Annotated in this window: 20 protein-coding genes; 6 read left to right on the forward strand and 14 right to left on the reverse strand. The window is 69.7% G+C overall.

What is annotated here, in order from left to right; genetic code table 11:
• Positions 1 to 228: 228 nt before the first annotated feature.
• The 6 genes from VHU88_21645 to VHU88_21670 form a co-directional block, all read right to left on the reverse strand.
• Positions 229 to 834, reverse strand: coding sequence for a hypothetical protein (locus VHU88_21645; GenBank protein HEX3614304.1), 606 nt, complete (start codon positions 832 to 834; stop codon positions 229 to 231).
• A 118-nt stretch (positions 835 to 952) separates the two neighbouring features.
• Complete coding sequence (locus VHU88_21650) at positions 953 to 1,456, reverse strand: DUF3180 domain-containing protein (protein ID HEX3614305.1); 504 nt, start codon at positions 1,454 to 1,456, stop codon at positions 953 to 955.
• Positions 1,457 to 1,477: 21 nt separating this feature from the next.
• Positions 1,478 to 2,044, reverse strand: a complete 567-nt coding sequence (folK, locus tag VHU88_21655) for a 2-amino-4-hydroxy-6-hydroxymethyldihydropteridine diphosphokinase (protein ID HEX3614306.1) — start codon at positions 2,042 to 2,044, stop codon at positions 1,478 to 1,480.
• Positions 2,041 to 2,409 carry a dihydroneopterin aldolase gene (gene folB, locus VHU88_21660; protein ID HEX3614307.1) on the reverse strand — a complete coding sequence of 123 codons (369 nt, stop codon included), beginning with the start codon at positions 2,407 to 2,409 and terminating at the stop codon, positions 2,041 to 2,043. Before folB ends, folK begins: the two co-directional genes overlap by 4 nt.
• 234 nt (positions 2,410 to 2,643) lie before the next feature.
• The gene (locus VHU88_21665) at positions 2,644 to 3,495 is read right to left on the reverse strand and encodes an FkbM family methyltransferase (protein ID HEX3614308.1); all 852 of its coding nucleotides are present in this window, start codon (positions 3,493 to 3,495) and stop codon (positions 2,644 to 2,646) included.
• Positions 3,496 to 3,632: 137 nt separating this feature from the next.
• Positions 3,633 to 4,076, reverse strand: a complete 444-nt coding sequence (locus tag VHU88_21670) for a nuclear transport factor 2 family protein (GenBank protein ID HEX3614309.1) — start codon at positions 4,074 to 4,076, stop codon at positions 3,633 to 3,635.
• A 168-nt stretch (positions 4,077 to 4,244) separates the two neighbouring features.
• On the opposite strand from VHU88_21670, the gene VHU88_21675 reads away from it, so the two are divergent.
• A complete protein-coding gene (locus VHU88_21675) occupies positions 4,245 to 5,282 on the forward strand; it encodes a hypothetical protein (GenBank protein HEX3614310.1) in 1,038 nt (345 codons plus the stop codon).
• Positions 5,279 to 5,935: a methyltransferase domain-containing protein gene (locus VHU88_21680; protein HEX3614311.1), complete on the forward strand. Its 657-nt coding sequence runs from the start codon at positions 5,279 to 5,281 to the stop codon at positions 5,933 to 5,935. The genes VHU88_21675 and VHU88_21680 overlap by 4 nt, the downstream gene beginning before the upstream one ends.
• Here VHU88_21680 and folP read toward each other — a convergent pair.
• Both folP and folE read right to left on the reverse strand, forming a co-directional pair.
• Positions 5,842 to 6,723, reverse strand: a complete 882-nt coding sequence (folP, locus tag VHU88_21685; protein ID HEX3614312.1) for a dihydropteroate synthase — start codon at positions 6,721 to 6,723, stop codon at positions 5,842 to 5,844. The genes VHU88_21680 and folP overlap by 94 nt on opposite strands.
• A gap of 74 nt (positions 6,724 to 6,797) precedes the next feature.
• Positions 6,798 to 7,427 carry a GTP cyclohydrolase I FolE gene (gene folE, locus VHU88_21690; GenBank protein ID HEX3614313.1) on the reverse strand — a complete coding sequence of 210 codons (630 nt, stop codon included), beginning with the start codon at positions 7,425 to 7,427 and terminating at the stop codon, positions 6,798 to 6,800.
• 171 nt (positions 7,428 to 7,598) lie between these two features.
• Here folE and VHU88_21695 point away from each other — a divergent pair, with 171 nt between their 5' ends.
• Complete coding sequence (locus tag VHU88_21695) at positions 7,599 to 8,849, forward strand: acyltransferase (protein ID HEX3614314.1); 1,251 nt, start codon at positions 7,599 to 7,601, stop codon at positions 8,847 to 8,849.
• Here VHU88_21695 and ftsH read toward each other — a convergent pair.
• The 5 genes from ftsH to VHU88_21720 all read right to left on the reverse strand — a co-directional run bounded on the left by ftsH (position 8,839) and on the right by VHU88_21720 (position 15,367).
• Positions 8,839 to 10,887, reverse strand: a complete 2,049-nt coding sequence (gene ftsH / locus VHU88_21700) for an ATP-dependent zinc metalloprotease FtsH (GenBank protein HEX3614315.1) — start codon at positions 10,885 to 10,887, stop codon at positions 8,839 to 8,841. The genes VHU88_21695 and ftsH overlap by 11 nt on opposite strands.
• Before the next feature lie 149 nt (positions 10,888 to 11,036).
• Entirely contained in the window at positions 11,037 to 11,588 is a 552-nt protein-coding gene (hpt, locus tag VHU88_21705; GenBank protein HEX3614316.1) for a hypoxanthine phosphoribosyltransferase, read from the reverse strand.
• Between the two features lie 73 nt (positions 11,589 to 11,661).
• Positions 11,662 to 12,657 carry a tRNA lysidine(34) synthetase TilS gene (tilS, locus tag VHU88_21710; GenBank protein HEX3614317.1) on the reverse strand — a complete coding sequence of 332 codons (996 nt, stop codon included), beginning with the start codon at positions 12,655 to 12,657 and terminating at the stop codon, positions 11,662 to 11,664.
• A gap of 11 nt (positions 12,658 to 12,668) precedes the next feature.
• The gene (locus VHU88_21715) at positions 12,669 to 13,793 is read right to left on the reverse strand and encodes a zinc-dependent metalloprotease (protein HEX3614318.1); all 1,125 of its coding nucleotides are present in this window, start codon (positions 13,791 to 13,793) and stop codon (positions 12,669 to 12,671) included.
• Positions 13,794 to 13,891: 98 nt separating this feature from the next.
• Entirely contained in the window at positions 13,892 to 15,367 is a 1,476-nt protein-coding gene (locus VHU88_21720) for a D-alanyl-D-alanine carboxypeptidase (GenBank protein HEX3614319.1), read from the reverse strand.
• Positions 15,368 to 15,562: 195 nt separating this feature from the next.
• On the opposite strand from VHU88_21720, the gene VHU88_21725 reads away from it, so the two are divergent.
• The 3 genes from VHU88_21725 to VHU88_21735 all read left to right on the forward strand — a co-directional run bounded on the left by VHU88_21725 (position 15,563) and on the right by VHU88_21735 (position 18,286).
• On the forward strand, positions 15,563 to 16,075 hold the full coding sequence (locus VHU88_21725) for an inorganic diphosphatase (GenBank protein HEX3614320.1): 513 nt from the start codon (positions 15,563 to 15,565) through the stop codon (positions 16,073 to 16,075).
• Between the two features lie 315 nt (positions 16,076 to 16,390).
• Positions 16,391 to 17,581 (forward strand): hypothetical protein, encoded by a 1,191-nt coding sequence (locus VHU88_21730; GenBank protein HEX3614321.1) that lies wholly within the window; start codon positions 16,391 to 16,393, stop codon positions 17,579 to 17,581.
• A 297-nt stretch (positions 17,582 to 17,878) separates the two neighbouring features.
• Positions 17,879 to 18,286, forward strand: coding sequence for a VOC family protein (locus VHU88_21735; GenBank protein ID HEX3614322.1), 408 nt, complete (start codon positions 17,879 to 17,881; stop codon positions 18,284 to 18,286).
• A gap of 3 nt (positions 18,287 to 18,289) precedes the next feature.
• On the opposite strand, the gene VHU88_21740 is transcribed toward VHU88_21735, so the two are convergent.
• Positions 18,290 to 20,491, reverse strand: coding sequence for an MMPL family transporter (locus VHU88_21740; protein ID HEX3614323.1), 2,202 nt, complete (start codon positions 20,489 to 20,491; stop codon positions 18,290 to 18,292).
• Positions 20,492 to 20,645: the final 154 nt, after the last annotated feature.

Raw genomic sequence — 20,645 nt, forward strand, 5'->3', positions numbered from 1 at the left:
CGAGCGAACCAATGGCACAGTGCGCGCCACCTTCGGCCCGCACCGGCGAATCGAGGCGCGCCCGTGAGCGGCGGACGACCCGAAACGCGAAGGTGCCCGATCCGCCGGCTGCGGATCGGGCACCTTCGCGGGTCGCCGAGTGTTCCTCAGGCGCTTGCGACCAACGTCTGTTCGCGCAACAACCAGCGGTCAAGTGCGATCGTGTCGTCGTGCACGGCCAGATCGAGTTCAGGCGGTGGCGACCAACGTGTCATCGCGGCACGCCGAGAGGTCGAGTGCGATCGTGTCGTCGTGCATGGTCAGGTCGAGCTCCCCGCGGGTGCCGAGGTTCGCGATCCAGGACGACACCCAGTCCGGCTCGTCCTCACTGATCACCCCGGAGCTGAGGCTCTCCAGGACCGCCGCCGCGGCCTCGAACGCAGCCGCGGTGAGCAGGCGCTGGTCGTTGGCCTCCCGCTCGGCGACAGCGGCCCGGGCCCGTTCGGCAAGTGCCAGCCGGACGATCTCGTCGGCCTCGGCCTTCTCCGCCCGCAGCTGGACGACCTCGGAGCGCAGCGTGGCCGCCTCGGTGTTCAACCGCTGGAGTTGAGTCTCCAGCGACTTGATACCGGTGCTGAGGGTCTCCAACTGTGCGGCGAACAGGCTCTCGTCGCGTCGCCGGGTCGATTCCGCCAGCGCCAGCTCCCGCGAGTCCTTCCGGCCGCGGTGGCCCGCGTAGCCCGCTATGGCCAGCGCGATGAGCCAGGACGCGATCACGGCCATCCGCAGCACCTGCATGCTGCCGGTCAACGCGGCGAGCGCAAGCCCGGCCGTAGCCAGAGTCGCGACGGTCACCGGAGGGACGGCCTTGACGAGAGTTGATTGGCGGTGTCGACCACGAGTCATGGCCAAAACGTAACTTCTGTGACTGGAGATTCTGGTGAGGCGCGCCGGGTGTCGCGAACGCTTCCGATCAGCGTGCCCGATCCCGCGGCTGGGGCAGGCTCGAGTTGTCCGGACCGCCGTCGCCGGGCACGCGACAGATGCGCTCCAGGAACAACGCGCCGACCACCACAGCGAACCCGGAGGCCACCGCCAGCGCTGCCATCCCGACCAGGCTGCGGTGCCCGGACTGGTCCAGACCGGGCACCAGGAAGACGGCGTACCCGGCGTACAGGCCCATGACCCCGGAACCGACCGGCGAACTCGCCCGGGCCAGCACGGCGTACCGGGCGACCAGCAACGGATCCATCGCCTTGGCCCCGGGAGGCCGTTCCCGGGCGGCCCGCATCCGGGCCCGGGTCGTGAAGCCCAACGTGAACAGGGTCGCCGCGAACAGCGCCAACACCGACGGGGCGGAGGCCGGGACCTGCGGCAAGGCCCGACCGAGGCCGTCGATCAGCAGTGCCCCGCCCCAACCCAGCGAGGCGGAGACAGCCGCGATCGCTGCCAGCACCCATCCGCGAGTGGCGTTCATCCTTGGCTCACCCGCAGATCGTCAGGCGGGAAGTTCCAGCACTAAGTCCGGCATCTTGCGGATCGTCCCGAGGTCGACGTCGAGCAGCAGGTCCGCGATCTTGCCGCGGGTCGGCAGTTGCGCGTCCGGCTCCATGTCGTGCCACGGCGCCAGCACGAACGCCCGCTCGTGGGCCCGCGGATGCGGAAGCGTGATCGCCGGGTCGTCCAGCACCCGGTCGGCCAGCGCGATCACGTCCATGTCGAGGCGACGCGGGCCACTGCGGTCCTCGCCGACCCGGGCCCGGCCGAAAGCCTCCTCGACCGCGTGGCAGCGCTCCAGCAGCGTGGCGCCGGACATCTCGGTGTCGACGATCAGCACCGCGTTCAGGAACTTGGGCCCGTCCGCCTCGGTCTCGGGCAGGGTCTCGTAGACGGGCGAGACACTCAGGCCCCAGATCCCGGGGGCGTCGAGGATCGCGTCGATCGCGTTCTGCAGATTCGTGGCACGGTCGCCCGAGTTGCTGCCCAACGACAGCACGGCGCGTCGGATGGGACGCAGCTGGCCGGTGAGAGTGTCGTCGACCTGGTACGCCGGGGTGTCGTTCACTGGCGACTCCGCGTGATCGTCACTGATACGTCCTGGAATGGCACCGCCACCGGGGCGGAGGGTTTGTGCACCGTGATCTCGACCGTCTGCACCACCGTCCGAACCAGACACTCGGCCGCAATTCTCTCCGCCAGCGTCTCGATCAGATTCACCGGTTCGCCCTCCACCAGGGCGATCACGGAGTCGGCGACCTCGGCGTAGTCGATCGTGTCGCGCACATCGTCGGAGCCGGCCGCGGTGCTCGTGTCGAGGCCGAGATCGACGTCGATGATGAACGGCTGGCCGAGATCCCGCTCCGCGGGCAGGACGCCGTGCCGACCGAAACCGCGCAGGCCGCGCAGGGCCACGCGATCCAGCTCTCGCATCGAGCATCCCCCTTCCGGCTGCTGAGTACGGCCACGACTCCCGGAGAGCAACCTACCCGCCGCGGCACCGGAGGGCACCACCGCGCAGGTCGAGGGCTTGGGGCTCTCCCCGATCTCAGGGGACGGCGAGTCGGCGCCGGGACAAGGGGCCGGGACAAGGGGCCGGGAGGGCGCAGGCCGACCACCGACTCGCTCGGACGTACCCCGACCCTCCGTACCGGGATGCGGGCCGGATCAGCCCATCGTGGCCGTGGTCTGCGGGGAACTCAGCCCGTTTCGGATGGAGAACGTGTTCTCCCCGATCTGGACGAAATCACGGTTGCGCTGGGCCACCGCACACAGGAAGTTCTTGGAGGTGGCATTGCCCGGCAGCATCCAGTCGTGCAGTTCCAGGGCCAGTAGCGGGAAGTCGTCCACCCAGTCGGTGTCGCCGCGGAACAGGTTCTCCTCGGCGCCCTCGATGTCGACCTTGAGGATGAACGGCTCGTACTGCGGGCGCGGGTACCGCGCCAGGATCTCCGGGATGGTGACGCCCTCGATCGAGCCGTCCTCGGTCGCCGCCGTGCGCAGTCCGCGCAGGTCGTCGTCCGGGTTCATGATGCTGAACCGGCCGGGAGCGTCGCTGACCGCGGCCAGGATGGGATCCACGTCGAAGGCGGCCGTGTTGCGGACCAGCATCTCCATGTTTCGACTGTCGGGCTCCACTGCGACGACCTTCGACCCGGGCCAGGCGGAGGCGAAATAGGCGGCGGACATGCCGTTGTTGGCCCCGCAGTCGATGATCAGCGGGCAAGCACCCGACGCGAGCACATCGGTCCAGTACGTACGCATCTCGGCGGAGCGCGCCAGGCGGTCCAGTCGGTACTCCTCAGCCAGGAAGACCTGGAACAGCGAGCGAGCGTCCGAGAGGCCGGGCCGCAACGAGAGCCGGATCGTGCCACCGGTCCGCGACCGGACGGTGGCCCGTCGACCGAGCGTGGGCAACGGGGAGAAGTAGTCCGTGCGATGCGTGCAGTAGCCGACCAGCGCCTTCGACCAGTAGAAACCGGCGCGCGCCAGGTCCCGCAAGGTGCCCGATGCAGCCACGTTCTGCGCCTCCCCAAGCGACACCGCACCGCCGCGGTGCAGGGCCCCCGACACCGAAGACGCCGCATTCGTACAGGTAGGGAACATTATCGAGCGGTCAGGAGTGCGGCGCCCGGCTTAGCGCGAGCGGGTGACCGTCAGCCCGGTGAGTCGTCGGACTCCTCGAGGGTGTCCTCCACGCCGTCCAGGACCGGTGAGCCGTGCCGCACCCACAGCCGCCAGCCGGAGTCGGTTCGCCGGAAAACGTTGGTGGCCACGCCCTTTGCCCCGGCGAAGGCCGTGGACTCGGACTCCGAGTCGTCATCGGCTGCGGTGATGATGTTCTCCACGCAGGTCACCACGGCAACCTCGCCGGCCACCGCCACCTCGATGTCGGTCAGCACGAACTGGATGTAGCTGGTGTTGGCCATGATCATCGCCCAGGACCGCATGACCTCGTCGCGGCCGCGCAGGGTGGGCCAGCCGGGGTGGACGCAGACCACGGACTCGGCCAGGCCGTTGCCGGCCCACAGGGCGTCCATCCCGTCCAGGTCCGCGTTCTCGAACGCGGTGTAGAGGTCCTGGTTGAGTTCGAGCAGCACGTCCCCATCCGATGGGGTCGCGGCGGTCATCTCCCCTTGCCGCTCGAGGCGTGCCGCTTACGCATGGAGCAGTACGTTACCCGGGCTTGGCGGCACATCCGGAGCAACCGGCTCGCCGGGTTCCGGGTCCCTCACCCAAGGTGGTCGCGAGACGGACGGGGGCGTGCCGTGAGCATCACATCGCAGCATCGGGACACCGGAGGCTCCGGGGTGTCGGGGCTGAACCAACCGGCGGGCGGAGCCGAGGCCGGGCTGAGCGGGGTCGAGCGTCTCCAGCTCAGGCTGATCGAACGAGCCAAAGACGTTGTGCGGCCCGTGGCTCGGGCGCGGTTCGTCGTCGAACGACGGAAGTACCGCGGGTGCACGGTCCTTGCCCCCCAGAGCGGTAATCAACTGCTCGCCGCAACGATCCGCGAGGGCAGGCCGATGGCGGTGGCGAAGATCGGTGCCGCCGAACTTTTCAGCATCCGCCATTACCTCGCACATCGCGACGCGGCGGGCTCGGTTCAGGACTGGGGCCGTCACGCCGTTCGTCTCTACAAGTGTGCAGGCGTGTTCCCGGTCGATGCCGCGGAGCACTCGCGTTTCGCCCGGACATATCTGGACGCCGTCGGTCAGATCGACGCACTGGCGGTGTGGTTTCGATGGGGCGAGCGAGCGGTGGTACGGGATTACGCGCCGCACGCCACCTACATCCCGATGTCAGCCCTCGAACCCTTTCGGCACTTTCAACCGTGGAGCGCGGCGCTGCACGGCAAGCGGGTACTTGTGGTCTCGCCTTTCGGCATGACCATCCGCGCGCAGTACGAGCGGCGCGAATTGGTATGGGCCGGCCGGCCCGGGGTTCTGCCCGATTTCGAGATGGACGTGCTGTGCCCGCCTCCGCACGCTCATCTCGTCCCGCCGGTGGATCTGAACTGGTCCAGCGCGCTCGCCCGGCTGAAGGATGAGATGACTGCGCGGGATTGGGACGTCGCCGTGATCGGCGCCGGAGCCTGGTCGCTGCCCTTGGCCGCCCACGCACGCGCACTCGGCCGCTGGGGCATCCACCTCGGTGGCGCGACCCAGCTTCTGTTCGGGGTTCTTGGCGCCCGCTGGGAGCGCGACGACGAGATCCGCAAGCTTGCCAACGCAGCCTGGACCCGCCCGTCGGCGGAGGAGCGGCCGCAGCGATACCTGACCGTGGAAGAAGGTTGTTACTGGTGAAAGGCGACTCTGCGACGGGGGAGACGAGCGGGCCGCTGCTCGACGAATTTCGCTTCGATTCTCCGGACGCGCTGGACAGCCACGGCTGTCTGATACCCGGACTGTTCGCGAAACTCGGCCCGGCAGCCGGGCGCGACCTCTTGGACCTTGGTTGCGGCAACGGCGCTCTCACCCGAACGCTGGCATCGGCGGGCTTCCGAACGGTGGGTGCGGATGCCTCGGTCTCCGGAATCGCAATGGCCCGGCGCGCTCACCCGGACTTGGATTGGGAGGCGCAGGACATCAACGAGGCGCTGGCGCCCCGACTGCGCGGCAACTTCGACGTGGTCCTCGCAGTCGAGGTGATCGAGCACCTGTTCCTGCCGCGCCGGCTCTTCGGCCGGGCGGCCGAAGCGTTGCGGCCCGGTGGGCGACTTGTCCTCAGCACGCCGTACCACGGCTATCTGAAGAACCTGGCGATCGCGGCTCTGAACCAGAGCGACAAGCACTGGACGGTCGGGTGGGACCACGGGCACATCAAATTCTTCTCGCGGAACACATTGACGGCGATGGCCCTCGATCAGGGTTTTCGCCCGGTTGACTGGGGATTCGTCGGCCGGTCCCGGCCGCTCTCCAAGTCAATGATCATGGTGGCGGTGCCGGTGAGTTCCTGACCTGCCGCCCACGCGGCCGCGACCTCCACGGCGTCGCGGGACGGGCGGACGGCGTGCACGCGGACGCACCAGGCACCGGCCGCGGCGGCGAGGGCCGAGGTGGCCGTGGTCGCGTCGTCACGATCCGCCAGGTCGCGCGGCTGGTCGTCGACGGCGAGCAGGCGCCCCAGGAAGCCTTTGCGGGAGGTCGCGACCAGCACCGGCCGACCCAGCTCGTGCAGCCGCGCCAACCCCCGCAGCAGGGCCCAGTTGTGCTCGGCGTTCTTGGCGAAGCCCAGCCCGGGGTCGAGCACGATCTGCTCCGGGGCGACCCCGGCCGCAACAACAGCTTCGAGGCGCTTCGCGAGCTCGGCGCGCACGTCGGCCACAACGTCGTCATAGACGGCTCGGGACGCCATGTCCGAGCTCGGGCCCCGCCAATGCATGAGGACGTACGGTACGCGGGCCTCGGCGATCAGCGGGGTCATCGCCGGGTCGGCGAGCCCTCCGCTGACGTCGTTGACCATCCGGGCCCCCGCCGCCAACGCGGCCTCGGCCACCGACGCGCGCATGGTGTCGACCGCCACCGGCGCACCGGCGCCGGCCAGCTCCCGGACCACGGGCACGACCCGGCGTAGCTCCTCGGCCTCGTCGACCCGGAGAGCCCCGGGCCGGGTGGACTCCCCGCCCACGTCGAGCAGGTCCGCGCCCTCGGCCAGAAGTGCCCGGCCGTGGGCCACCGCGACCTCGGGGTCGAAGAAACGACCGCCGTCGGAGAACGAGTCCGGGGTGACGTTGACCACGCCCATGACCAGACAACGGTCGGGCGCCGGCCACCCGGGCCACGCGGGGCGCGCCCCGTGCGGGACGGCCGCGGTGGACGTCAGCGTCTCGATCCGGGCTGCATGATCAGACTCATCGCCTCGGCGCGGGTGGCTTCGTTCGCCAGGATTCCGCGCACCGCCGAGGTGATCGTGCGGGAACCGCTCTTGCGCACGCCGCGCATGGTCATGCACAGGTGTTCGGCCTCGATGACCACGATCGCGCCCTGGGGCTCGAGGATGCGCATCAGCGCGTCGGCGATCTGAGTGGTCAGCCGTTCCTGCACCTGGGGCCGGCGGGCGTAGACGTCGACCAGCCGGGCCAGCTTCGACAGCCCGGTGATCTTGCCCTCGGCGGCCGGGATGTAACCGACGTGGGCGACCCCGTGGAAGGGCACCAGGTGGTGTTCGCAGCACGAGTACAACTCGATGTCGCGGACCAGGACCAACTCGTCGTGCCCGATGTCGAAGGTCGTGTTCAGGACCTCGACCGGGCACTGCCACATCCCGGCGAACATCTCCGCATAGGCGCGGGCGACGCGGGCCGGGGTCTCGCGCAGGCCGTCGCGGTCCGGGTCCTCGCCGATCGCGTACAGGATCTCCCGGATCGCGTCCTCGACCCGCTTGGCGTCGTACGGCCGGAGCGCGGCCACGCCCACCTCGGGGACGTCCAACGAGATCGGATCGACCATCCCGCCAGTGTAGGTGGCGGCCCTCTGGTCAAGCGTGGCGCGCCGTGGGGAGCACGGCACTCGAACGACCTAACGCCGAGTGTTCGGCGCAGCGAACGCTCGACAATCTTCTAATCACTTGTGTGTGCGAATTTCCCCGCACACACCGGAGCGATTCATCAGGAGTGCCGGATGGCTGTTTCGGAGGAACCGCGTTCGAGCGGCCGAGCCGCCTCGGAGAACCATCTGATCAACGCGATCCGGACACTGGCCGCCTTCGCGGTGCTCGCCGGCCACATTCGGATGTTCTTCTTCCGGGATTACTTGACCGTCCCGCACAATCCGGCGGCCCAACTGGGCTACACCTTCGCCTCGCTCGGCGGCGAGGCGGTGCTGGTCTTCTTCGCCCTCAGCGGCTACTGGGTCGGCGGCGCGGTTCTGGACAAGTGCCGGACCGGGCAGTTCGTCATCCGGGAATACCTGACCGCCCGCCTGACCCGCTTGTGGATCGTGGTGCTGCCCGCCCTGGCGTTGACGTTCTGCGTGGACCGGGCGGGCATGACTTTCTTCGGAACCGCCGATGTGTACGCAAACCCCACCGCTCACACCGGAAAACCGTTCACCCATGCTCCGCACGTCCTGCTCGGAAACATATTCTTCGTCCAGGATCTGCACGTACCGGTCTTCGGGCACGACTATCCGCTGTGGTCACTGTCCTACGAGTTCTGGTTCTACTGCATCTTCGGGGCTGTGACGGTGCTGGTTGTCGGTCGACAGCGGCGGACTCGGCTGCTTGCCCTCGCGGTCGTGGCCGTAGGCTCCGTCATCGCCGGCGGGCCCGTGCTTGAGCTCTTCCCGGCCTGGCTGATCGGGGTGGGCGCGGCGGCGCTCAAGCCGCAGGCTGTCCGGTGGGCGGCGCGATCTACGGTGCGGCGGATCCGATTCGTTCGGCGCGTGTCGGTCGGGGCACTGCTGGTGGTGATGGCAGGCACGCATCTGGCCGCAGCACCCCTCCAGATCTCCGGCGTGCTCATCGGAGCAGCGACCGCGGTCCTGCTGTGGACCCTGATCACCGACGTGACCAAGCCGCCGGGTCGGGCTGTCCGGGTCGCCAACCGACTGGCCGGCTGTTCGTTCTCCCTGTACGCGATCCACATGCCCGTGGTGGTGCTGGCGGCGGCGGTGCTGGTCCCGCACTACGGCCAAAGATGGGAACTGGCCGGGCCGGCAGGCCTCTTCCTCATCCCGGCCTGCGCCGTTGTGGCACTGCTGGCGATGGGCTTCGCGCGGCTCACCGAGGACCAAACCGCTCGAGTGCGGCGCCGGTTGCAGGCCCGGCCCGGGATGCGCGTCCAGGAATTGCGTCGGCCGGTCGATGGATCGTCGCGTCTCGGCAGGCTGCCCAGGCAGCGTACGGAGCCGCGCCGGCCCGTCAAGCGCTAGGCGGGTCCCAGAGCGGGCGACCCGGCCGGCCCTGCTCGGGGTTGGGCTCGTACGCCGGACGGTTGTCCGGCGGGTAGGTCCGCGGGGGTGTCGTGTCCTCGGAGACCCCGTTGGCCAGCGCGATCTCCTTCGGCGTCATGATCGGCGGCCGGTTGCTCGGGATGCGGACGTGCGAACCGGTCCAGGCCGGACGCTGGGGGACCCGACGCAGGTCGGTGAAGATCGTCGCGATCTCCTGCTTGTTCAGCGTCTCCTTCTCCAACAACTCCAGCACCAGCGCGTCGAGGACGTCGCGGTTGTCGACGAGGATCTGCCACGCCTCGTTGTGCGCATTCTCGATGAGCTTCTTGATCTCGGAGTCGACGATCGCGGCGACGTCCTCGGAGTAGTCGCGCTGGTGGCCCATGTCGCGGCCGAGGAAAACCTCGCCCTGCTCCTGCCCCAGCTTGATCGCGCCCAGGGTCTCGGTCATCCCGTACTGGGTGACCATCGCCCGGGCCAGGGCGGTGGCCTTCTCAATGTCGTTCGCGGCACCGGTGGTCGGGTCGTGGAAGATCAGTTCCTCGGCCGCGCGACCGCCCATCATGTAGGCCAGCTGATCGAGCATCTCGTTACGGGTGGTCGAGTACTTGTCCTCGTCCGGCAGCACCATCGTGTAGCCCAGGGCCCGGCCGCGGGACAGGATCGTGATCTTGTGCACCGGGTCGGTCTGCGGCAACGCCGCGGCCACCAGGGCGTGCCCACCCTCGTGGTAGGCGGTGATCTTCTTTTCCTTGTCGTTCATCAGCCGCGACGACTTCGCCGGCCCGGCGACTACGCGGTCGATGGCCTCGTCCAGTGCCTTGTTGTCGATCATCTTGCCGTCCTGCCGGGCGGTCAGCAGCGCCGCCTCGTTGAGGACGTTGGCCAGGTCGGCACCGGTGAAGCCCGGGGTCCGGCGGGCGACGGCCATCAGGTCGACGTCGGTGGCGATCGGCTTGCCACGAGCGTGCACGCGCAGGATGTCGAAGCGACCGGCCAGGTCGGGACGCTCGACCGCAATCTGCCGGTCGAACCGGCCCGGGCGCAGCAGCGCCGGGTCGAGGATGTCCGGCCGGTTGGTGGCCGCGATCAGGATGACGCCGCCCTTGACGTCGAAGCCGTCCATCTCGACGAGCAACTGGTTCAGGGTCTGCTCACGCTCGTCGTGGCCACCGCCGAGCCCGGCTCCACGGTGGCGACCTACAGCGTCGATCTCGTCGACGAACACGATCGCCGGGGCGTTGGCCTTGGCCTGCTCGAACAGGTCGCGGACCCGGGAGGCACCGACACCCACGAACATCTCGACGAAGTCCGAGCCGGAGATCGAGTAGAAGGGCACGCCGGCCTCACCGGCCACCGCGCGGGCCAGCAGGGTCTTGCCGGTTCCCGGCGGGCCGTAGAGCAGGACGCCCTTGGGGATCTTGGCGCCCATGGCCTGGAACTTGCCGGGGGCCTCCAGGAACTCCTTGATCTCCTGGAGCTCCTCCACCGCCTCATTCGCGCCGGCGACGTCCGCGAAAGTCGTCTTCGGGGTGTCCTTGGAGATCAACTTCGCCTTGGACTTGCCGAAGTTCATGACCCGTGAGCCGCCGCCCTGCATCTGATTCATCAGGAACAGGAAGACCACGACGATCAGCACGAACGGCAGCAGCGTGACCAGCAGCGAGACGAAGAAGTTCTGCTTCGGGTTGTCGACGTCGAAGCCGTCCGGGATCGAGCCGTCGTCGGACTTGGTCTGGAGCAGGTTCGCCAGGTCCTTGCCCTGGCCCTCGATGTAGGAGGCCTGGATCTTCTCGTTCTTGGAACCGGGCTTGAGCGTGACGCGGATCTTCATGTCCTCGCCACCGACCAGGGTCGCCTTCTGGACCTGGTTGTGCTCGATCGAGTTGACGACGGTCGCGGTGTCGACCTTCTTGTACCCGTTGGCCGCGTCCAGGACCCGGGACAGCAGGATCACCGCGACCACGGCCAGGACGATCCAGATCACCGGGCCACGCAGATAGCGCTTGACGTCCATCATCGCGGGGCTCTGCGCCCCTGCCTCCTGACCCGTTGGTGCCCCCACGTCGGAGGTCGACGCGCCTGAGCGGCCGAGATCCGCCCTGAAGCTATGACGGTACTACGACCTGCGCTTCAACGCCCTGCGCACGGTCTCCGCCGGTACGCTCAGTCGAAGGCCCGCTCGTCCAGGGTCGCCACGAACGGCAGGTTCCGGTACTTCTCGCGGTAGTCCAGCCCGTACCCGACGACGAACTCGTTCGGTATGTCGAACCCCAGGTACTTCACCGGGACGTCGACCTTGGTGGCCTCGGGCTTGCGCAGCATCGCGAACACCTCGAGGCTGGCCGGGCCGCGCGAGGACAGGTTCGCCAGCAGCCAGGACAGCGTCAGCCCGGAGTCGATGATGTCCTCGACGACCAGGACGTTGCGGCCGCTCAGGTCCAGGTCGAGGTCCTTGAGAATGCGCACCACGCCGGAGGACTTGGTCCCCGACCCGTAGGACGAGACAGCCATCCAGTCCATCTCGAGCGGGTGCGACAGTGCGCGGGCAAGATCGGCCATCACCATGACGGCGCCCTTGAGCACGCCGACGAGCAGCAGATCGCGGCCCGCATAGTCGATGTCGATCTGATCCGCCAACTCGGCCGTGCGAACGGCGATCTCCTCGGCGGAGACCAACACCTTCGCGATGTCGCCGGACAGGTCCTCGGCGTTCACCGGCGTGCCTTCGTCCGTCGGTCCTGCGTCGACGCTGGCGGGCACTGTGACATTGGCTCGCTCGCAGGCTCGCTCACGGGCTCTCATTCGTCGGGGGCGGAACAGTCGTGGGGCGGAACAGCACGAGCGTCCCACACGACCGTTTGGCCCGCAGGCCGCCGGGTAGATGCAGCGGCCCGACGACGCCGCCGACGCACAGCCGGGCCAGCGCGGCGACGTGCCCGGCGGACAACGCCCCGGCCGGGCACCCGGCAGCCACCGCGGTTCGCCGCAGCACCCGGGTCCGGATCGCCTCGGGCAACCCGGCGAGCTCGGCCAGGTCCAGGCCGCCCTCGCGGCGGCAGCGTTCGGCAGCCGCTACGGCGACGGCGTCCAGCGCGTCGGCGTCGGCCCGCAGCAGCGCGGCGGTGCGGGCCAGGGCGGCGGCCACCCCAGGGCCGAGCGCTTCCTCCAGCGCGGGCAACGCGGCCGAGCGCACCCGGGCCCGGGAGAAGGCCGGGTCGCTGTTGTGCGGGTCCTCCCAGGCGGTCAACCCGGCCTCGTGACAGGCCCGGCGGACGACGTCGCGCGGCAGGCCGAGGAAAGGCCGCCGGTAGCGGCCGACGACCGGTGCCATCCCGGCCAGGGAGCGGGGCCCGGAGCCGCGGGCCAGCCCGAGCAGAACGGTCTCAGCCTGGTCGTCGGCGGTGTGCCCGAGCAGCACCGCGGCCGCACCGTACGCATCGGCGGCGGCATCCAGTGCCCGGTAGCGGGCGACGCGGGCGGCCGCCTCCGGACCCCCGGCCGTCCCGACCGTGACCCGCACTGCCTCGACCGGGTCCAGCCCGAGGCCACGAAGTTGCTCGGCGACGTGTCCGGCCCGGTCCGCCGAACCGTCCTGCAGCCCGTGGTCGACGGTCACCGCCCCGACGCGCAGGCCCGAACGAGTGCCGACGAAGGCAGCGGCGGCGGCGAGAGCGAGTGAGTCCGCTCCCCCGCTGCACGCCACCAGGACAGTTTCGCCTGCCAGCTCGGCCAGGGCGCCACGGACTGCCGAGCGGGTCGTCGCGACCGCGGGGTGCGGCCCCACGGCGTCCGCCGTTACCGGGGCTCGGGGGCCGCGGCGACCGGCTGCACCCGGCGCACCCCACCGTGCACTCGGGCCACCCAGGCCGCCGGCTCGTGCACCTCGGCGAGCGTGGGCAGGTTCTGTGGAACGGCCCAGATCTGGTTGAACCCGGTCATGCCGACCTGCGCGACGACCGCCGAGACGAACGCCTCGCCGTCGCGGTACTGCCGCATCTTGGCCTCCAGGCCGAGCAGCCGGCGCAGCATCGAGTCGAGGCTGGAGCTGCCGGCCCGGCGTGCGTTGAATGCGAGGCGGATCGCCTCGACGGTTGGCACCACGGTAGGGCCGACGCCGTCCATCACGAACTCGGCGTGGCCCTCGAGCAGGCTCATCACCGCGGTCAGCTGGTCGAGGAGCTCACGCTGCTCGGGGCTGGTGAGCAGGTCGATGAGACTGACGCTGCCCCTGCCGCGCACGATGTCGCCGGCCGCGCGACTGACGTTGTTGGCCCAGGTGAGCATGACCCCGGGGTCGACCTCGGTGGCCAGCAGGAACTTCCGGATCAGGCCCGCGATGTGCTCCCGCATCCACGGCACGGCGGTGAACTGGACCCGATGGGTCTCTTCGTGCAGGCACACCCAGCGGCGGAAGTCGTCCGGACGCAGCTTCATGTCCCGCTCGGCCGCGACCACGTTCGGCGCCACCAACAGGAGCGTGCCCCGGCCCGCCGCCCCGATCGAGGGCAGGAACGGCTCGAACTGCCCGAGCACCCGGGAGCCCACGAACGAGAGCAGGAACCCGACCTCGAGCGCGCTGACCCGGCGGCCGACCGCGCCGATCGCTCCCGAGATCTGGTTGGTCCGGGTCGCCGCGATCTTGTCCATCAGCGGCTGGACCTGGTTGGCGAAGCCCTCGACGTTGACCTCGACCCAACGCTGCCGGTCGACGACCAGGGTCGGCGGGCCCGGGTCAGGCGCGGTGAGGCCGGTGAACTCCTGGACGTGCCCGACCGACTCGGCGGCGAATCGCCGCAGTTGGTCGACCACCTCGATGGCCTCGAACGTCGACACGACCGGCGACCTGGCCACGAGTTTGCGGCCGATCTGCGCGGCCAGATCCCAGTCGACGACTTCGTTCTTCCCCGGCTCGCTCCCCATGGCCCCACCCTACGCAGACCCCTTGGCCTCAGGGCGCTTCCGTCACCCGATCCGCCCCGTGCAGATACCCACCTGCAGAGGGGGGCGGGCCCGGGACGTCAGCGGCAGCCGCAGGTAAGAAGCGCGGCGGCGATGCGTTCGATGGCCACCCGGGCAGCCAGGCCGAATCCGGGGGCCACTTGATCGGCGACGGCGTCGAAGGTGAGCAGGCGCCCGTCGGCGTCGGGCAGGATCCCGGCCAGCGACACCACGCCCTGCAGGCTGCCGCTCTTGGCGCGCAGGATGCCCCGCGCGGCCCGGGACTGGCTGTCGACGAAGTGCGGACCAAGCGTCCCGTTCACCCCGGCAGCGGCCAGTCCGGCCACCAGCACCCGCAGGGCCGGATTCGGCGCGACGCCGGGCGGCGCGGCGGGACACGGGCCGGAGGGCAGGGACTCGCAGGCCGGCCCGCCGGCAGCGGTTGCGATGACCTGGGCCAGCACGCGGGGCGGGATGCGGTCCTGCCGCGACAACCCACTGCCGTCGTAGGTGGTCACCCCGGTGAGGTCGACGCCGAGCTTGCTCACCTCGGTGCGGACCGCGGCGGCACCGTCGGTGAAAGTCCCGGGCCGCCCGTCGTGGATGGCGACCTGGCGGGCCATCGCCTCGGCGACGTCGTTGTCGCTGTTCTCCAGCATCTCCTCGAGCATCGCCGACAGCGGCGCCGAGGCGACGTCGCCGATCGTGGGGGCACCCGGCGTCGCGGTCGCCGGGGCGGGCTTGTCCAGCACGGTGATCCCGGACGCGGTCAGCTCGTTCACGAACAGCGCCGCGGACCGGGCGGCCGGGTCGGCGACCCGGCCCTCCTGCAGCGGGTCCGCGCGGCCCGCGTCGACGGCCAGCGACACGACCGAGCCGACCACGTCGTGGGTGTAGCTCTTCGCCCACTCCGGGGCGGCGGCCGGGCCGCTGAACAACGAGGTGTCGTAGCGCAGCCGGACCCGGTCGATCCCGGCGTTGTGCAGGGCCTGGACGGTCTGGATCCCCAGGTCGTCCAGGTGCGCCCGGGGCGGGTACGGGTACAGGTCGTCGCTGCCGGTGGCCACCGAGGTCAGCAGCGGGTCGCCGCCGCCGACCAGCACGATCGTGCGCTCGGGTGGCGCGCTGGGGGTGGGCGCGACGGTCGCCGGTGTTGGCGTCGGCTCCGGCGCCGAGGGCTCCAGCACCACCCGGGTGTGCAACCGGGCCTCCGGGCCGAGCGTGGCCAGCGTCGCGGCGGCGGTCATCAGCTTCGTGGTCGAGGCCGGGGTGAAACCCTCGTCGCCGCCCTGGCTGAACAGCGGGGTGCCGGTGCCCGCGTCGACGATCTCCAGCCCGACGTGGGGACCGAGCGCGCTGTTCGTGAGCAGCTTCGCCAGCCGGGCGGCCAGGCCGGTCGAGGTCGGTTCGGCGCCCTGCGCGGCGAAGATCGGGCTCAGTTCGGTCGCGGTCGTGACCGTTGCCGGACCTGGCGTCGGGGTCGGGCCGGCCGCCGCCGGCGGGGCGACCGCGACCACCAGCAGCGCAACGCCGCACACCGCCGATCGCCCCCGCACGTCCGGCACCCTAGCGACAGCTCCCCCCAATTCCGCACTTCTGCTGCCTGCCGCACCTGTCGAGCCGCTCCGAAAGGTGGGACAGGCAGCAGAAGTCGACGAGTTGGGACGGTGGAGAATGGGGCGACCAGTCGCGCGGCCGGTGCCGTCGCGAGCTCTGTCCAGACGAGGTGCCCAACTGTCGTGCAAACGCCCCTGCAGTTCGACGTCACGATCGAGATCCCCAAGGGCCACCGCAACAAGTACGAGGTGGACCACGAAACCGGACGCATCCGGCTGGACCGGATGCTGTTCACCTCGACCCGCTATCCCGCCGACTACGGCTTCGTGGAGGGCACCCTGGGTGAGGACGGCGACCCGCTGGACGCCCTGGTCCTGCTGGAGGAACCCACTTTCCCCGGTTGCCTCATCCTCTGCCGCGCGGTCGGCATGTTCCGGATGACCGACGAGAAGGGCGGCGACGACAAGGTGCTCTGCGTGCCGGCCAACGACCCGCGCATGGAGCACATCCGCGACATCCACCATCTGCCGGAATTCGACCGGTTGGAGATCCAGCACTTCTTCGAGGTCTACAAGGACCTCGAGCCGGGCAAGTCGGTCGAGGGCGCCACCTGGGTGGACCGGGCGGCCGCTGAGGCCGAGATCAAGGCCTCCCGGCTGCGGCTGACCTCCGGCGACGGCTCGCACGCCGGGACCGACGGGCACTAGCCGATGGCGCCGAGGGCGTGGGAGGACGTCGCGGGGTCACCGGGCCCGGCGGTGTGCTGTCGCCCTTGCCCGGACGCTCCCGGTTCGCCCGGTACGGCCCGTCCCGCCCGGAGCCGACCTTTACGTGACTGTTCGTCACATCCGATCCCGGGTTGGCTTCCTGCGCTGAGCGTGCGGAGCCCGGCGGCCGCGTTACTGTGATCCCTGGCGTCAACAGCCTGCAATCGGCTCGGCACTTCATTAAATTGACTGTGAGTCAGTTTGGACCTCGTGGAATCGTCGTGTCGCCGGATGATCAGCCCGTAAGTTGATCGTGTGACTCTCAAACTTCGCCGCCACAGCACCACAGCCGGTGTGCTCGGCCTCGCCGTGGTCACCTTGCTGCTCGCCGGGTGCTCCAGTTCCTCCTCCTCGTCGCAGGCCCCCGCGGGCTCCGGGTCCGCGAGCACGCCGAGCGACACCGCCTCGGCCCCGCCGACCGACTCCACGCCTGTGGTCGGCTCGCCGAGCTTCACCTCGTACTCGATCCCGACCGCCTCGGCCACGCCTGGCGAGATCACCGTCGGGCCGGACGGCAACCTCTGGTTCGTCGAGAACGACGGCAACAAGATAGGCACGGTCACGCCCACCGGGACCGTGAAGGAGTTCGCTGTCCCCACCGCGTCGGCCGGCCCCTCGGGCATCACCACCGGGCCGGACGGCAACCTGTGGTTCACCGAGGGCGACGGGAACAAGATCGGCCAGATCACGCCCGCCGGGGTCATCAAGGAATTCGTCCTGCCGACCAACTGCGGCGGCGACGGGTGCACCCCTGACGGCATCACCACCGGGCCGGACGGGAACCTGTGGTTCACCGAGAACGACGGGGACAAGATCGGCCAGATCACCACCTCGGGAACCATCAAGGAATTCTCGCTGCCGAACTGCGGCAGCGACGGGTGCAGCCCGGCCTCGATCACCACCGGCCCGGACAAGAACCTCTGGTTCACCGAGGAGGACGGCAACAAGATCGGCCAGATCACCACCTCGGGAACCATCAAGGACTTCGCGGTGCCGACGGCCAAGTCGAGCCCGGAGGGGATCATCACCGGGCCGGACGGCAACCTGTGGTTCACCGAGGGCGCCGGGAACAAGATCGGTCAGATCACGCCGACCGGGACCATCAAGGAGTTCGCGGTTTCGGACGCCAATGCCGCCCTCGGCGACATCGTCACCGGGCCGGACGGCAACCTGTGGGCCGCCCAGGGTGACGGCAAGATCGACGAGATCACCCCGGCCGGTGTGGTCAAGGCGTTCCCGACCCCCAGCAGCACCAGCGTCGTCGCGGGCCTGACCGTAGGCCCGGACCACAACCTGTGGTTCACCGAGGACACCGCGGACAAGGTCGCCAAGGGCGTGATCGGAGCCGGCGGGGCAACCGTCGCCGGCACATCCAGCCCGGAGCCGTCGGCCTCGCCGGCCGCCTCGGCTACCACATCGGCCAAGCCCAAGGCGACCACTGGTTGATCCGGCGCGACGAAGCCCCCGGGACACGTCGAATGGCGCCCTACCCGGGGGCTTCTGGTGCCGTGCGGCAGCCGCCCGGGCCGGAAAGCCGGCCTTCGGGGCAGCTACCTCACCGGCGCGCCCGCCGCCGCCTGCGTCGTGGCCGGTTGGGCGACCGCCGTCCAGGTCGCCCGACGGCCGCGGTGAGCTTCGGGCCAGGCTACCTCCGGGAGCCGAATCACAGCGGCCCCACAGCGGCCGATCGTCCGACCTGGCATCGGCTCGCTACGAACGGCCACGTGAGACACCCTCTTGGGCATGGACGTTCTGAGCAGCCGTGTGCTCCTGCATCCCACCGACCATCACCGGTCGGTGGCCTTCTACCGCGACATCATCGGCCTGGCCGTGGCCCGGGAGTTCGGCCCGTCCGACGCCCCGGGGACGGTTTTCTTCCTGGGCAACGGGCTGCTCGAGGTGTCCGCGGCGGTGGAGCAGGCGGCCCGGCCAGGCGTAGCGCTGTGGTTGCAGGTGCGGGACGTCGCCGCCGAGCACCAGCGGCTGGCCGCGCTCGGGGTACCGGTGCGCCGGGAGCCACGTCTGGAGCCGTGGGGGCTGATCGAGTGCTGGATCGCCGACCCGGACGAGCTCGCGATCGTGCTGGTCGAGGTGCCGGCCGACCACCCACTGCGCCGTGACCTGCGTCCGAGTACGCCGACGGGCCGGTGAGCGCTACAGGTCGAAGCGCGCCATCTGCGACGGAACGTCGTCGATCTGACCCGGGCCGGTGGCCTGCGCGGGGACCCGCGCGCCGCTGATCGCGACCGGCTTGATCCGTAGGACCTTGGCCACCCAGTCCGGCAGCCACCAGTTCCACTTGCCGAACAGGGCCACCAGGGCCGGCACCAGCAGCGCTCGCACGATCGTGGCGTCGAGCAGGATGCCGATGCCCAGCGCGGTCGCGAACACCTTGATGTCGGTTCCGGGCGAGGCCGCCAGCGCGAGGAACGAGAGGAACAGGATCGTGGCGGCGCCGGTCACCAGCCGACCGGTGCGGCCCAGTCCCTCGACCACTGCGGCGTTGGTGTTGCCGGTGCGGTCGTACTCCTCCCGCATGCGGGCCAGGATGAACACCTCGTAGTCCATCGACAGACCGAACAGGAAAGCGAAGATCAGCACCGGCAGCCAGAACGTCACCGCGCCGGTCGGCGCGACCCCGAAGATCTGCTGCGAACCGTGCCCGTCCTGCCAGAACAGCACCGTGGCGCCGAAGGTCGCACTGACCGAGATGATGTTCAGCAGCACGGCCTTGATCGGCAGCAGGATCGACCGGAACGTGCGCACCAGCAGCAGGAACGTCACGATCGCGATCACGGCGAGGCTGTACGGGAAGTTCTTGTAGACCGCGTTGATGTAGTCCAGGACGGTCGGCCCGGTGCCGGACACCCCGACCACGCCGGGGATGTTCTCGATCGACTTGCGTACGTCGTTGGCGATCTGCGCCTTGGTCGAGTCGACGGTCTCGACGGCCGGGATGACCTGGACGACCGCGGAGCCGTCCTTGCGCCAGGCCGGGTCGTCCGGGGCGTCGACGCTCGCGATGCCCGGCACGGCCTTCACCGCCGTGACGACCTGGTTGATCGAGGAATCGACGTCCGGGCCCTTGACCAGGATCTCCATCGGGGAGACCACGCCGGTCGGCACGCCGCCATCGGTCAACGTCTGGAACTGGGTGTACGCGGCGCCGGTGTGCGCCAGCGCGCCGGTCTGGGTCTCACCGATCTTGATGCCGAAGATCGGGACGATCAGTGCGGCCAGCAGGCCCAGCGTGCCGACCGCGACCGGCCACCGGAACTTGATCACGCCGCGGGCCCAGGCCGACCAGGCCCGGGAGGCGCGGGACTCGTTGCGGATCCGCGGCCAGTCGACTCGGGGACCGATGCCACCGAGCAGCGCGGGCAGCAGCGTCATGACGACCGCGGTGCTGACCAGCGGGATCAGCATCCCGCCGACGCCCATGCTGCGCAGCAGCGGAACCGGGATCACCAGCAGCGAACACATGCTGACGGCGACCGTGCCGGCGCTGGCGAGCACGGCGTGCCCGGCGTACGTCATCGCGACGACGACCGCCTCGTGGTTGTCGCGGCCGTGGGCCCGCTCCTCACGCCAGCGGTTGACCAGCAGCAGCGAGTAGTCGACCGCGACCCCGAGACCCACCAGGGCGATCAGGAACTGGACGACGAAGCTGATGTTGAATACGTAGGTCCCGAGCAACACGATGCTGAACGTGCTGAGGATCGACACGGCCGCGATCACCAGCGGCACCAGCGCGAGGAACGAGGCGAACAGGAACGCCAGCACCGCCAGCGCACCCAGGCCGCCGATGATCGTCTCGGTCAGGATGCTCGGGCCGTTGGACTTACCACCGCCCTGGGACAGCTGCGAATAGCCGGTGACCCCCCAGTCGAACCCGGTCGTCTGCTCCGCCTGCGCGAGCACCGGTTGCATCGCGACGGTGTCCAGCTTCTGGGTGAACGACTTGAACGGCGGCGGGTAGGCCAGCGCGTAGGTCGTCCGCTGGTCGGTGGTGAGGAAGATCGGGTCGTTCGTGGTCGAGTAGTCGACGATCCGGTCATCGGGGGCGGCGGCCTGGACCTGCGCGATGACCGAATCGATCTTGGTCTGCTGAGCATTGACCGTGGTCCCCTGCGGGACCGTCACGACCACGATCGACGGGGGCATCGTGCCGCCGTTGCCGTAGGTGGCCTCGATCTGCTTCGCGGTCTCGTAGCCAGGCTGACCCGGCAGCGAGAAGTCCACGGAAAGTCGTTTCGACGTCTGCCCGGCAGTGAACATGCCGACGACGACCATCGCGAGCCAGAAGACCATCACGGTCTTCCGCCGTCGCAGCACGAACTCCGCCAAGCGGGTCAATCCCGTTCCCCCGTCCACGTACAAGCTTGATCCAAGACGGTGGTCCGCGCTGCGCTCGTCGACGGTCTCGATCGGCTCGGGAACGAGCGCTCCCGTTCGTTCCAGTCGAAAGCAGCGGGAGCGCTCGTTCCACTCGCCTCAATCGACCGTACGG

Source organism: Sporichthyaceae bacterium (genome assembly GCA_036269075.1).
In the GTDB taxonomy this organism is placed as follows: Bacteria; Actinomycetota; Actinomycetes; order Sporichthyales; family Sporichthyaceae; genus DASQPJ01.

What these genes read in the sequence shown, in the direction of transcription:
- folB (HEX3614307.1), bottom strand. Translation starts at nt 2,409, where the DNA reads ATGCGAGAGCTGGATCGCGTGGCCCTGCGCGGCCTGCGCGGTTTCGGT.
- folP (HEX3614312.1), bottom strand. Translation starts at nt 6,723, where the DNA reads ATGGGCGTGGTCAACGTCACCCCGGACTCGTTCTCCGACGGCGGTCGT.
- folE (HEX3614313.1), bottom strand. Translation starts at nt 7,427, where the DNA reads ATGGTCGATCCGATCTCGTTGGACGTCCCCGAGGTGGGCGTGGCCGCG.
- VHU88_21695 (HEX3614314.1), top strand. Translation starts at nt 7,599, where the DNA reads ATGGCTGTTTCGGAGGAACCGCGTTCGAGCGGCCGAGCCGCCTCGGAG.
- VHU88_21715 (HEX3614318.1), bottom strand. Translation starts at nt 13,793, where the DNA reads ATGGGGAGCGAGCCGGGGAAGAACGAAGTCGTCGACTGGGATCTGGCC.
- VHU88_21735 (HEX3614322.1), top strand. Translation starts at nt 17,879, where the DNA reads ATGGACGTTCTGAGCAGCCGTGTGCTCCTGCATCCCACCGACCATCAC.
- VHU88_21650 (HEX3614305.1), bottom strand. Translation starts at nt 1,456, where the DNA reads ATGAACGCCACTCGCGGATGGGTGCTGGCAGCGATCGCGGCTGTCTCC.
- ftsH (HEX3614315.1), bottom strand. Translation starts at nt 10,887, where the DNA reads ATGGACGTCAAGCGCTATCTGCGTGGCCCGGTGATCTGGATCGTCCTG.